The following is a 12,766-nucleotide window of genomic DNA, read 5'->3' on the forward strand; positions in this document are numbered from 1 at the left end:
GGCTGGACTGTTCGATTGTAACGCGGTACCAATGCGCCACGGCGCATCACGTTGCGTCGTGCCTGCCACCGCGTCAAACCGCCGGACCTGCCATTGGGGGGATGCCATGCGCCTGACCGTGCCTGTCGTTGTGTGCCGCCGCCGGAATTCCACCCTGCCTTCCGCCCCAATGACCTTGCGGATTTCAGTCCGGCCCCTGGGCCTGCGCACGACCCTCGCGGCGGTTCTGTTGGCCGCGCTGCTGGCGTTGCCCCTTGCCGGTCCGCTGGCCGCAACCGCCCGGGCCGCCGAGGCGCGCAGCTACGTGGGCACCGACGCCTGCGCGCCCTGCCACGCCGACCAGCACGCCACCTTCCGCAAGTATGCCAAGAAATCCAAGTCCGCCCACAGCGTGAAGGTCATGGCCTCCAAGCTGACCCGGGAAGAAGTGCAGGGGTGCTACGCCTGCCACACCACCGGCTACGGCAAGCCGGGCGGGTTCGTCAGCTTCGAATCCACCCCCCATCTGGCCGACGCGGGCTGCGAGGTCTGTCATGGCCCCGGTTCCGCCCACGTGGATTCGGGGGGCGACGTTTCGCTCATCGACACGCCCACCATGGAAGGCTGCGTGGTCTGCCACAACGAGCAGCGGGTGCGCAGCTTCAATTTCAAGCCGTTGCTGCACGGCGGTGCCCATTAGCCTGCCCTTGCAGCCGCAGATGACGAAAAACGCCCGCCGCATGGTCAGCACCATGCGGCGGGCATTGCTTTTCGGGCGGGCGGCGTTTGGCGCCGCCCCGTGTCCTCGCGGGCCTAGCCGGCCGAACGGGTCAGCAGGGCCACGCATTCCACGTGGGGCGAATGGGGGAACAGGTCTACGGGGCGCGCCTCTTGCAGCGCGTAGCCGCGCGCGGTGAACAGGGCCACGTCGCGGGCCATGGTGGCCGGGTTGCACGAAACGTACACGATGCGCTCCGGCTGGTGGGTGGCCACCGCCTCCACCACGTCCTCGTGCAGGCCAGCGCGTGGCGGGTCCATGACCACGATGCGCGGCGACACGCCCTCGCCCGGCCGTTCGCGGCGCAGGCTGGCGCGCACGTCGCCGGACACGAAGGAACAGTTCAGGATGTTGTTGCGCGAGGCGTTGGCGCGGGCGTCGTTGACCGCCTCGGGCGTGATTTCGAAGCCGCGCACCGCACCGGCCGCGCGGGCCAGGTGCAGGGCGATGGCCCCCACGCCGGAATACAGGTCCCACACCGTGTCGTTCGGTCCGGCGGCGGCCATGCGGCGCGCCTCGTCGTACAGCAGGGTCGCGGCGGCGGTGTTGGTCTGGAAGAACGAATCGGGGCCCAGCAGCAGGTCGTTGTCGCCCAGGCGCTCCGTCAGCACGGCCTCGCCGTCCACGGCCAGCACCCGTTCACCGTAGGCCACCTGTTCCGGATCAAGACGCAGCGAATGGACCACGCCGGTCACCTCGGGAAAGCGGGCGCGCAACGCCTCGGCCAGGCGGGATACGGCCTGGGCCGCGCCGGGGTGCCGCCCGGTGATGCACTGGAGCATGCACTGGCGGCCCTGCGCATTCTGCCCGTCGCCGTGGGCGGTATCGTCCGCCGTCAGGGTGTCGGCACCGTCCGCCGCCGGGGTGTCGGCACTGGCCGCGCGGCCCAGTTCCGGCTCGCGCACCACCAGAAAGCGCCAGAAACCGTCGTGCCTGGCGTCATCCCAGCCGGGCAGGCCGCTTTCGCGCGCCAGTTCGCGCACCGCCTCGACGATGCGCACCGTGAGCGGGGTCTGCAAGTGGCATTCGGTAATGTCCACCACCGCGCGCGAGGCGCGGCGGCGCAGGCCCAGGTGCAACTGGCCGTCACGGTCCTGGCTGAAGGCGAATTCCATCTTGTTGCGAAAGCCGCGTTCGGCGGGCGAGGGCAGGATGGGCAGCACGTTGGCCTCGCGCAGGCCGCCGATGCGTCCCAGCGCATCGACCACGAAGCGTTCCTTCCAGCGCAGTTGCTCGGCGTAGGGCAGATCCTGCCAGGTGCAGCCGCCGCAGTCGCCGAAGTGGGCGCAGAACGGGGTGCACTGCACGGGTGACGGTTCGAGCACGGCGTCCAGGGTGGCCTCGGCAAAGCGGCGCTTCACCGTGGTCAGCTTGGCACGGACGCGCTGGCCGGGCAGTCCGCCCGCCACGAACACGACGCGGCCCTCGTGGCGGCACACGGCGCGGCCACCTGCGGCAAGGCCGTCCACGGTCAGTTCCAGAAGGTCGCCGGGGCGGGGGGTGGTATCGGACATGGTGTCTCCAGAAAATATGTTATGGATGTGGCGACCGGGGTGGTCGCGCGTGCGTGCGGTGTGGTATCGCCCGTTCAGGCAGTTGCAGCATTCAGTCCGCGCGGAATGGGGCGGAATGGGCGGAATGGGGCGGCTGCCGGGGGCACGTCCTGGTCGGGTCTGCCGGTGCCCGGTGTCATTTCTGCCGGGGGTGGGGCCGGGCCATGTACAGCGGGACGGCGCGCGAGGCAAGTGCGCGCCGGGCTTGCTCCGTGCGTTCCTTGTGCGGGAATTCACGATGCGCTTGACATTTGCCGGAAAAGCGGCAAGTAATCTGCGGACCTGGAGTGTTCACGTCAATCCCGCCCGGTGCGTGGCGGCCGTCTTGCGCGGCTGCGTGTCGCTGCCGGGGCGCACAAGGAGTCCGGACATGCTGAACGAACTGATTCAGAATGCGATGCATTCGAGCCCGCAGGGTTTCCTGGGCGTCAGCCTGATCGCCATCTACTTCTGTGTCATCGTGGCCACCGCCTTCTACCGTATCGGCAAGGGCGACCACATGCATCATTAGAAGGGGCCACGGGCGGCGCTGTCCGCCGGGTTTCTTCGGTACCGCCGCGTTCCCTCGCCGGAGCGTCACGGGGGTTTGCGGTGCGCCAGCGCGCGCTGCGCCAGTTTTTTGCAGGGGCCGTCCGCAGGGGCGGCCCTTTTGCGTGCCCGCCGGTGGCGGATCGGGGGAAGGCGCAAGGCTGCCGACGAGGGGCCCATGCCGCGCCTGCGGGCCGGGTGCGGCATGCATCGTCGTTATGCGGGACGGGGTAAGCTGCGGTCGATTGGCGTCGGGGCGCAGTCCGCTGCCGGGCGATATCCGTCACACCCGCAGGCGGTCCTCCATGATGTCCATCAGGTAGCGGCCATAGTCGTTCTTCAGCATGGGGGCGGCCAGCGCGCGCAGTGCGTCGTCGTCGATGTAGCCCCTGCGCCAGGCGATTTCCTCGATGCAGGCGATTTTCAGCCCCTGCCGGTCCTGCACGGCCCGCACGAACGAGGCCGCCTGGTGCAGCGATTCGAAGGTGCCGGTATCCAGCCAGGCCACCCCGCGCCCCAGGAATTCCACCGACAGGTTGCCTTCGCGCAGGTACAGGTTGTTCAGGTCGGTGATTTCCAGCTCGCCGCGTGGCGAGGGGGTGAGCCGGGCGGCCAGTTCCGGCGCGCGTCCGTCATAGAAGTAGAGGCCGGTGACCGCAAAGCGCGACTTGGGCGCGGCGGGTTTTTCCTCGATGCTGATGACCTTGCACGCGTCATCGAATTCGACCACGCCGTAACGTTCCGGGTCGCGCACCTTGTAGCCGAACACCACGCCGCCGTGTTCCAGTCCGGCGCACTGCCGCAGCAGAGAGGGCAGCCGGTCGCCGTAGAACAGGTTGTCGCCAAGGATCAGGCAGCTGGGTTCCCCGGCCAGAAAGTCGCGCGCCAGCACGAAGGCCTGGGCCAGTCCTTCGGGGCGGGGCTGCGCGATGTAGGTGAACGCAAGGCCCAGTTGCGCGCCGTCACCCAGCAGTTCGCGAAAGCGCGGTTGGTCCGCCGGGGTGGTGATGATGCATATTTCGCGGATGCCCGCCAGCATCAGCACCGACAGCGGGTAGTAGATCATGGGCTTGTCGTACACCGGCATGAGCTGTTTGGAGACGCCCATGGTGATGGGGTAGAGCCGCGTGCCGGACCCCCCGGCGAGAATGATGCCTTTCATGCCGACCTCTCTGGTGATGGTGCCGTGCGGGCACGGCAGTGCGGCATGGTAGCCGGGACGGGGCGGGAAGGGAAGGGGGGGCCGGGCGGGCGCTTCCGGTGGAGGCGCAACACCGCTCCGGCGGATTGCGTGGCGAACGGCCCGGAGGGAATGGGGGGGCGCTGTCTGGTGATGCGCGCTGGCGGGCGGTCCGGCGCGGGCCGGACCTGGCCGGACCTGGCGGGACCTGGCCGGGCCGGGCGTCCGGGCAACAAAAAAGACGGCCTAGCCGTCCTGTGGCACCCTTTGCGGAAGGGCTTTGGGGTGTGCTCGCGTTTTTTGGTGGTCCGGGGGGAACAGCCTTGGGGGAGGGCCTTGGTGCGGGGTTCCCCCCGGACGCGAGACGAGACACACTCGAGAAGAGGTATACCCCCGGAACCATGGCCCGTCTGTTAGAAATTTTGCGGGGGGTGGTCGGACATGGCGGTAAGTGGTTGCTGACGTCCGGTATTGTTGAGGAATGGGGAAATTCTAATGCGGGGGCGGTGCTGTGGCCGTTGTTGGCGGGGGGAAATCCCGACCTTGCGGGGCGGGTGGGGGTGTGCTATCGACATCGGCCCTGCAAGTCGGGGAGCTTGGCGCGGCGAAAAGGCTGGCGCTGGCGCAAGGATGCGGCCCGCTTGTGGCCGCCCGGACGGAATTTTACGAACATTTCCGGGGCTCGGCGGCGCGCCATGGCATTCCGGGGCATTCCGGGGTTGACTTCCTGCCCGGAATGAGGATAAGTCAGCCCTCTCTCGTCATGGAGGATACTAATGTACGCGATTATCGAAACGGGTGGCAAACAGTTCCGCGTCGAAGAAGGCGCCAAGATCTTCGTCGAGAAGCTCGAGGCCGAAGCCGGCAGCGAAATTGTCATCGATAAGATTCTGATGCTGGGCGGCGGCGCGTTTTCCGTCGGCGCTCCCTATGTGGAAGGCGCGAAGGTCACCGCTGAGGTGGTCGAACACGGTCGCGGCGAAAAGCTCATCGTGTTCAAGAAGTGGCGCCGCAACGACTCCCGCAAGAAGCAGGGCCACCGTCAGGATTTCACGGCCCTGAAGATCAAGGCCATCCAGGCCTAGCGCCAAGGAGAACACGTCATGGCACATAAAAAAGCAGGCGGCAGTTCCCGTAACGGTCGCGACAGCGCCGGACAACGCCGCGGCGTGAAGCGCTTCGGCGGCGAGCGGGTTCTGGCAGGCAACATTCTCGTCCGTCAGCTGGGCACTCGCGTGCACCCCGGAGACAACGTGGGCATGGGCAGGGACTACACCCTGTTCGCCACGGTCGAGGGCACCGTGAAGTACGAAAAGTACACCCGCAAGAAGAAGGTCCAGACCCGCGTGCACGTGGTGCCCGCCCAGGCGTAGGCCAGGCGCACATACACGTCCACGGCTTGCATTTCCGGGGCGGAAGTCGCGTAGCGCTCTTCCGCCCCTTTCGTGTTTGCCACGCGCTCCGGTCCCGTGTAGTGCACGGGCCAGATCGGCCAACCCGGCCCGTTTGGCAGGTCGCGTGACCGGCCAGGGGGCATGGTGGGCGTGGCGGGCACCAGCGGTCCCCCCGGCTTCTTCGGCATCCGTCGCGTTCACGGCGTTCCTTGGTGTATACTGTGCCGGGGGGCACGGGTATCGTCGGGCATGTCGGCGGTTTCCGGCCTCGTCTCGGCTTTCCGGACGTTCCGGGCGCCGCATCCATCGCTTATCCACAAGTATTCAAGGCAGGCTCACCATGCGCTTCGTTGACGAAGCCACCATCACGGTTCGCGCGGGCAACGGCGGCAACGGCTGCGTTTCGTTCCGCCGCGAAAAGTTCGTGCCGCGCGGCGGTCCCGACGGGGGCGACGGCGGCGACGGCGGCAGCGTCATCCTGCGCGCCTCCACCCGGCTGCTGTCGCTGTACGACTTCCGCCTGCAACGCAACTACGAGGCGCAGAACGGGCAGGGCGGCATGGGCAGCCAGTGCCATGGCCGCAAGGGCGACGACCTGACGGTGGAATTGCCGTTGGGCACCCAGATCTATCAGGTGACCGACGACGGCGAAACCCTGCTGGCCGACCTTTCCGACCCCGACACGGCTTTCGTGGTGGCGCAGGGCGGGCGCGGCGGCAAGGGCAACGAGCACTTCAAGTCGTCCACCAACCGCGCCCCGCGCTTTGCCCAGAAGGGCGAGGCCGGCGTGGTGCTCTCGCTGCGCCTGGAACTGAAGATCCTTGCCGACGCGGGCCTGCTGGGCCTGCCCAACGCGGGCAAGTCCACCTTCATCTCCAAGGTGTCGGCGGCGCGTCCCAAGATCGCGGCCTATCCGTTCACCACGCTGACGCCCAACCTCGGCGTGATGATCGACGATGCCGACCCGGAGCAGCGGCTGGTCATCGCGGACATTCCCGGCCTCATCGAGGGGGCGCATTCCGGGCAGGGCCTTGGCCACCGCTTCCTGAAGCACGTGGAGCGCACCCGGTTCCTGGTGCACATCCTGAGCGTGGAAGACGTGTCGCTGGACAGTCCCGACGGCCCGTGGAGCGGCTTTGACCTCATCAACGAGGAACTGGTGCGCTTCGACGCGGACCTTGGCCAGCGGGTGCAGTTGCAGGTGGTCAACAAGATCGACCTGCGCACCGCCGAAGACGTGCAGGCCCTGCGCGAGCGTGCCGCGGCCGACGGGCGCACGGTGCTCTTCATGTCCGCGCTCACGGGCGACGGCGTGGAGGAAGTGGTGACCGAGATGTGGCGCATGCGCGACGCGCTGGACAACAACGAGGCCCTGGTGCGCCTGCGCGAGACCGAGGAATTCGACGAGGAAGAAAGCGACATCGAGGTGATCTGGGTGCGCGAATAAGTCCGGCGCAAGCCGGCGACGCGCCCCGCATCCCAACGGAGCGACGGCATGTCCAGACGGGACGAGGCGAAGCGGGACAGGGCGGATACGGCGGGCGACTGGCAGGCCGAGCGGCGCAGGGCGCTGGCGGATGCCCGTTGCATCGTGCTCAAGGTGGGCAGCGCCGTGCTGACCAACGGCGATGGGCTGGACCTTGCCATGGTGGAATCGCTGGCGGACCAGCTTTCCGCCCTGCAGGAAGGCGGGCGGCGCGTGGTGCTGGTGTCTTCCGGCGCGGTGGCGGCGGGGCGCGGCGTGCTGCGCAGTTGCTGCGAGATTGCGGGCATGCCCCACCGGCAGGCGGCATCGGCCATCGGGCAGAGCCGCCTGATGCATCATTATGATGAAGCCTTCGCCCGGCGCGGGCGCATATCGGCCCAGGTGCTGCTGACCCGCGACGACCTGAAGAGCCGCAACCGCTTTCTCAACGCCCGCAACACCTTTGCCGCGCTGCTCGACTGGGGCGCCATTCCCGTGGTCAACGAGAACGACACCGTGGCCGTGCACGACCTGAAGTTCGGCGACAACGACTGTCTGGCCAGCCTGCTGCTGAACATCGTGGAAGCCGACCTGTTCGTGAACCTGACCTCGGCGGGCGGCGTGTTCGCGCAAAATCCGCAGAACAACCCCGATGCCTGCGTCATGGACTGCATCGACGACGTGCACGGGCTGGATCTGGACGGGCTGTGCGGCGGCAAGACCTCCGTGGGCACCGGCGGCATGTATTCCAAGCTGCTGTCCGCGCGGCGCGCCGCGCAGATCGGCGTGCCCACGCTCATCGTGCCCGGCCGCGAGCCCGACGTGCTGGCCCGCGCCTTCGCGGGCGAGGCCATAGGCACCTGGGTGCGCGCCGACGTCAGGACGGTTTCGCGCCGCAAGTACTGGCTGGCCTACCAGTCGGACCCGGCGGGCACCGTCACCGTGGACGAAGGCGCGGCCCACGCGCTGCTGCAAGGTGGCAAAAGCCTGCTGCCCGGCGGGGTATGCGCGGTAGAGGGGGGCTTCGGCTCCGGCGCGCTGGTGCGCGTGGCCGCCCAGGACGGCACGGTCATCGGGGTGGGGCTGTCCAACTATGCGGCGGCTGAGCTGCGGCGCATCATGGGCCACAAGCGCCACGAGGTGGCGGCCCTTCTGGGTGACGCGCACTATCCCGAGGTTATTCACCGCGACAACCTGTTGCTGGATGCCGTGGTTTAGTCGCGAGGATTTTGCCGCATGGCGGCGTCAAACAGGGATGGTTGCTGCGGTCGAGTACCACAAAAGTACACTCCCTCCGCAACCATCCTGTTTTCCTTGCCCTGCGGCAAACTTCTCGCGACGAAACTGGATGGACTGTCCGTAAATGCTGGCGGTGAGGCTCCCAATTCGCCCCATACTGTAGGATTCCATTTCCTGTTCTGAAGCAAGGACCCCGCGCATGACCGTACACGCACCGCACGCCACGCCCCCCTGCATCCTGACCATCGCCGGGTCCGATTCCGGCGGCGGCGCGGGCATTCAGGCGGACCTGAAGGCCATGACCGCCCTCGGCGGCTTCGGCATGAGCGTCATCACCGCGCTCACGGCCCAGAACGGCCTGGGCGTCACCGGCATCCACGCCCCGGACGCGGAGTTCGTGGCCCTGCAACTGACCACCGTGCTGGACGGTTTTCCCGTGGTCGGGGCCAAGACGGGCATGCTGTTCTCCGCGCCCATCATCGAGGCCGTGGCCGACGTGCTGGACGCCCGCAAGAATTTTCCGCTGGTGGTGGACCCGGTGTCCGTGAGCCAGAGCGGCCACCGCCTGCTGCGCGAGGACGCCGTGGAGGCCATGGTGCGCCGGGTGCTGCCCCTGGCCGACCTGTTGACCCCCAACCGGCCCGAGGCGGAAATGCTGGCGGGCATGGACATCGCCACCGAAGGCGATGCCCGCGAGGCGGTGCGCCGCATCCTGGGCATGGGACCGAAGGCCGTGCTGCTGAAGGGTGGGCACTTCGAGGGCAGCGGCGACCTGGTGGACTGGCTGGGCCTGCCCGGCGGGGCAGACGGCGAAGCGGACATTGTCGCGCTATCCCAGCCCCGCGTGGACACCCCCAACAACCACGGCACCGGCTGCACCCTGTCCGCCGCCATAGCCACCTGCCTGGGGCTTGGCATGAAACTGCTGCCAGCCGTGCAGCGCGCCCAGCGCTACCTGAACCTGTGCCTGCGCGAAAGCTACACGCCGGGCCGGGGCTTTGGCCCGCCCAACCATGCCGCGCCGTTGACCCTGCGGGATTTCTAGCGGATTGCCGACAGCCCCGCCCCGTTGGCAGGGGTACCGCACGGCATGCGCCGCGTGCGCCGCGTGCGCCACATGCCGTGGAAGGGGCGGCATATCCGGCATATTCGGGCCGCCCCATGGGGCGGCCCTTTGCATTTGCAGCGCGCGGGATTGCCCGACGGCCTGTCTTCGCGTCCAGTCAGACGGACGGCCGGACTGATGGCCGGACTGATGGCCGGAAGACCTCGCAACGGCCTGCAAAACGGCTGGTCCCGCTCCTGCTTCCTTCACCAGGTGCCGCCAGAACGGCCCGAACCTGCCGACTTGGAAATATCATGGACCTGAGGTAGGCTTTTTCAGGTGCGGAAAGCCCCTGTCGGGTCGCCATTCGACCATGGGGCTGGGCGCCCGCTCCGGCGGTCAGTCTGGCCTGGTTGTCAGCCCGGTCCGGTTGCCAGTTTGGCCCGGCGGCCAGTCTGGCCCGCCTGCCAGGCTGGTTTGACCGCAGCACCGCCCGCAAACCGATCCCGCTCGGCCCATCCCGCGCTTTTCCACCCGTAGCCAGCGCCACCCCGAACGCCTCCACAGGACGATGCATGACCCCCCCCCTGCCCACGTTCCACGCCCCCGCAGAGCGTTCGGCCGATGCCGACCTGCTGCGCCAGGCCGGGCTGTTCCGCGATCCCACCCTGGTCAGCCTGCTCGATTCGGTGACGGACATCGTGCTGATCCTGAACCGGCACCGCCAGATCGTCTTCGTCAATCGCAACCTGCTGGACCTGCTGTCCCTGTCCGACGGCACCAATCTGCTGGGACTGCGCCCGGGTGAACTGTTCCACTGCGAGAACGCCTGCGAAGGCCCCGGCGGCTGCGGCACGGCGGACGGCTGCCGCGAATGCGGGGCGGTCAAGGCGGTCCTGTGCGCCCTTGGCGACGAGCGCAGGGTGGAGGAATGCCGCATCACCCAGCGCAAGGGCGACGACGTGCTGGCCTACGACCTGAAGGTCTGCGCCACGCCGTTCGACAGGGACGGCGAGCGGTTCGTCATCTTCGCCATCAACGACATCAGCCACGAGAAGCGGCGGCGTGCGCTGGAGCGCATCTTCTTCCACGACATCCTGAACACGGCGGGCGGCCTGCGCAACCTGGCCCAGATGATCCTGGAAGAAGTGCCCCTGGACCTGCGCGGCGATACCATGCTGCTGCACCGTTTTTCCAACTCGCTGGTGGAAGAGATCGTTACCCAGAAGCTGCTGCTGGCCGCCGAAACCGACGAACTGCCGGTGGACCCGCACCCGGTGGACGGGGTGGAACTGCTGCGCGACGTGGCCAACCTGTACGCCGGGCACGAGACCGCGCGGGGGCGTGCCCTTACCGTGCTGTCCTGTGCCGCCGACACGGCCATGGTCACGGACTCCACGCTGCTGGGCCGGGTGCTGGGCAACCTGGTCAAGAATGCGCTGGAGGCCACCCCGGAACAGGGCGAGGTGCTGCTTGGCTGCGACTGCGACGGCCAGTGCGTCACCTTTCGGGTGCGCAACCCCGGCTACATCCGGCCCGACGTGCAGCGCCAGATATTCCAGCGTTCGTTTTCCACCAAGGGTGCGGGGCGGGGGCTTGGCACCTACAGCATCCGTCTGCTGACCCAGAATTACCTGAAGGGCCGGGTGGGCTTCGAGACATCGCCTTCGGGCTGGACGGAATTCTGCGTCCGCCTGCCGCGCAACGCCTTCAACGGTACGGTGTCCGATACGCCCGATACGCCCGATACGCCCGAAACGCTTGGTCCGCCCGATACGCCCGATGCACCCGGAAACGTGCCGGGCGAGGCGCCGGGGTTCGCCTCCGGGTGGGCGCGCGAGCAGGGGCAGGGGGCTGGTGAAGGCCCGTTGTGGACCGACAACGGCGGCGCGCCCGGAAGCGACGCAACAGCATGGGGGAGCGATGACACAGCCGTTGCGCGTGCTGGTCGCTGAGGACGACTCCGTCGGCGCCGCCCTGCTGTGCGGGCTGCTGGCGCGCGAGGGGCATGTGGTGATCGGCCCCGCCGCCATGGGCGAGGAGGCCGTGCGCCTGGCCCGAGACGAGCGCCCCGACGCCGTGCTCATGGACATCTGGCTGGCCGGTGACATGAACGGCGTGGAGGCCACCCGCGCCATCACCGCCGACTTCGACATCCCGGTCATTCTGGTTACCGGCGCCACAGAGGCCACGGACCACGACCTCATGGAACAGGTGGCGGGCAGCGGCGCCCTGGGCTTCATGTCCAAGCCGGTCACCGGCGACGCCCTGCGCATGAACCTGCGCATCGTGCGCCACCACACCCGCCTGCACGCCCGGTTGCGCGACAGCGAGCAGCGCTACCGTTCCATCTTCGACAATGCCGTGGTGGGCATCTACATGGCCGACCCGGACGGGCGCTATCTGGTGTCCAACCGCGCCTTCGCCGGGATGCTGGGTTGGGCAGGCCCGGGTGATCTGGTTTCGGGCGTGCGCTCCATCGACGCGCAAATCTACGAGGCGCCGGGGCGGCGGCAGGAACTGCTGGCCCGCTTGCGCGCCGAAGGCACGGTGGCGGGCTTCGTTTCGCAGGTGTACGGCCGCGACGGCGACCTGCTGTGGGTGTCAGAACATTGCACCGCCGTGTACGACTGGGCGGGCGAACTGCTGCACTACGAGGGCATAGTGGTCAACGTCACAGCCCGCATCGAGGCGGAGCAGCGCTGGCGCACCACCCTCGGCATCCTGCGCAGCACCATCGACGCCATGCCCGACCACGTGGTGCTGCTGGATCTTGATCGCAACGTGATCATGGCCAACGCCTCGTGGGTGCGCCAGATGTGCGGGCCGGGACTTCCGGATGCGCCGGATCAGACGGATACGGGAGGGGCGGTGGACGGCACGGTCATGGTGCGCTGCCCCGACTGCGTGTCCGAGGACGGCGGCCCCACGCCCCTCGACCGCTTTCTGCTGGAGTGCAGGCACCAGTCCGGCCCCGTGCGCCTGCTGCCCGGCGGCGAGCCGTGCGTGTGCAGCGTATCGCCCTACCGCACGCCGGACGGTACGGTCATCGGCGCGGTGCTGGTGCTGCGCCGCGACGGTGAAGGATGCTTCGCCGCTTGCGAAGGGTTGGCCGCACCGGCGGGCATGACGGGGCGCCGGGGGGTGTGATGCGCAAGCACCAGTTTGCCAAGATTGACTGCGACTGCACCCGCCGGGCCACCCATCTGAAGTGCGTTTTCTGCGGGGTGATGGAATACCGCAGCCTGGACGAGGCGCGCCGCATGACCCTGGGCCAGGCCGAATGCCAGCATCCGGATGCGCCACAGGTGCCCCCGCAGGAAAAGTTCCGGGCCATGATGGGCGGCACGCTGGATTGCCTTGCCCCGGACTACGACACCCATTTCAAGCAGGACTGATACGGGTTTGGCCGGATCGGGCAGGGTGGGCCGGATCGGGGGGCCGCTCCGGCAGTCGTGCCGTCCCGGTGTTGGCACTCTCTTTTTCAGCGGGGTTCAGGCCTGCTGTCCCCTCCCTGTCGGCTGGCGCATGACCATGTCCGCTTGCCGCGCGTGCCGACCAGCCCCTCTGTGCCAGCCAACGCATCTGCCCTGACCAACGCATCT

Annotated in this window: 12 protein-coding genes; 10 read left to right on the top strand and 2 right to left on the bottom strand. The window is 68.2% G+C overall.

Annotation, left to right across the window (positions count from 1 at the left end; genetic code table 11):
• The first annotated feature begins 106 nt into the window (after window positions 1-106).
• A complete protein-coding gene (locus tag ABWO17_RS00945) occupies window positions 107-679 on the top strand; it encodes a cytochrome c family protein (RefSeq protein ID WP_353115143.1) in 573 nt (190 codons plus the stop codon).
• A 113-nt stretch (window positions 680-792) separates the two neighbouring features.
• Here ABWO17_RS00945 and rlmD read toward each other — a convergent pair whose 3' ends face one another.
• The gene (gene rlmD, locus ABWO17_RS00950) at window positions 793-2,271 is read right to left on the bottom strand and encodes a 23S rRNA (uracil(1939)-C(5))-methyltransferase RlmD (RefSeq protein ID WP_353115145.1); all 1,479 of its coding nucleotides are present in this window, start codon (window positions 2,269-2,271) and stop codon (window positions 793-795) included.
• Window positions 2,272-2,680: 409 nt separating this feature from the next.
• Between rlmD and ABWO17_RS00955 the strand changes: the two genes are divergently transcribed.
• Entirely contained in the window at window positions 2,681-2,821 is a 141-nt protein-coding gene (locus tag ABWO17_RS00955; RefSeq protein WP_012612513.1) for a hypothetical protein, read from the top strand.
• Window positions 2,822-3,121: 300 nt separating this feature from the next.
• Here the strand turns inward: ABWO17_RS00955 and rfbA are convergent, their stop codons facing one another.
• Window positions 3,122-4,000, bottom strand: coding sequence for a glucose-1-phosphate thymidylyltransferase RfbA (gene rfbA / locus ABWO17_RS00960; protein WP_353115148.1), 879 nt, complete (start codon window positions 3,998-4,000; stop codon window positions 3,122-3,124).
• A 794-nt stretch (window positions 4,001-4,794) separates the two neighbouring features.
• Here rfbA and rplU point away from each other — a divergent pair.
• The 8 genes from rplU to ABWO17_RS01000 all read left to right on the top strand — a co-directional run bounded on the left by rplU (window position 4,795) and on the right by ABWO17_RS01000 (window position 12,559).
• The gene (gene rplU, locus ABWO17_RS00965) at window positions 4,795-5,103 is read left to right on the top strand and encodes a 50S ribosomal protein L21 (RefSeq protein ID WP_353115150.1); all 309 of its coding nucleotides are present in this window, start codon (window positions 4,795-4,797) and stop codon (window positions 5,101-5,103) included.
• 18 nt (window positions 5,104-5,121) lie between these two features.
• The gene (gene rpmA, locus ABWO17_RS00970; RefSeq protein WP_012612510.1) at window positions 5,122-5,391 is read left to right on the top strand and encodes a 50S ribosomal protein L27; all 270 of its coding nucleotides are present in this window, start codon (window positions 5,122-5,124) and stop codon (window positions 5,389-5,391) included.
• A gap of 361 nt (window positions 5,392-5,752) precedes the next feature.
• Window positions 5,753-6,859: a GTPase ObgE gene (gene obgE, locus ABWO17_RS00975; protein WP_353115152.1), complete on the top strand. Its 1,107-nt coding sequence runs from the start codon at window positions 5,753-5,755 to the stop codon at window positions 6,857-6,859.
• Between the two features lie 48 nt (window positions 6,860-6,907).
• The gene (proB, locus tag ABWO17_RS00980) at window positions 6,908-8,095 is read left to right on the top strand and encodes a glutamate 5-kinase (protein ID WP_353115154.1); all 1,188 of its coding nucleotides are present in this window, start codon (window positions 6,908-6,910) and stop codon (window positions 8,093-8,095) included.
• Between the two features lie 220 nt (window positions 8,096-8,315).
• A complete protein-coding gene (gene thiD, locus ABWO17_RS00985; RefSeq protein WP_353115156.1) occupies window positions 8,316-9,161 on the top strand; it encodes a bifunctional hydroxymethylpyrimidine kinase/phosphomethylpyrimidine kinase in 846 nt (281 codons plus the stop codon).
• A 575-nt stretch (window positions 9,162-9,736) separates the two neighbouring features.
• Entirely contained in the window at window positions 9,737-11,116 is a 1,380-nt protein-coding gene (locus ABWO17_RS00990; RefSeq protein WP_353115158.1) for a sensor histidine kinase, read from the top strand.
• Window positions 11,085-12,311 (top strand): PAS domain S-box protein, encoded by a 1,227-nt coding sequence (locus tag ABWO17_RS00995; protein WP_353115160.1) that lies wholly within the window; start codon window positions 11,085-11,087, stop codon window positions 12,309-12,311. Before ABWO17_RS00990 ends, ABWO17_RS00995 begins: the two co-directional genes overlap by 32 nt.
• Entirely contained in the window at window positions 12,311-12,559 is a 249-nt protein-coding gene (locus tag ABWO17_RS01000) for a hypothetical protein (protein ID WP_353115162.1), read from the top strand. The genes ABWO17_RS00995 and ABWO17_RS01000 overlap by 1 nt, the downstream gene beginning before the upstream one ends.
• Window positions 12,560-12,766 lie beyond the last annotated feature (207 nt).

Origin of the sequence: Nitratidesulfovibrio sp. (assembly GCF_040373385.1) — a bacterium.
Lineage (GTDB): Bacteria > Desulfobacterota > Desulfovibrionia > Desulfovibrionales > Desulfovibrionaceae > Cupidesulfovibrio.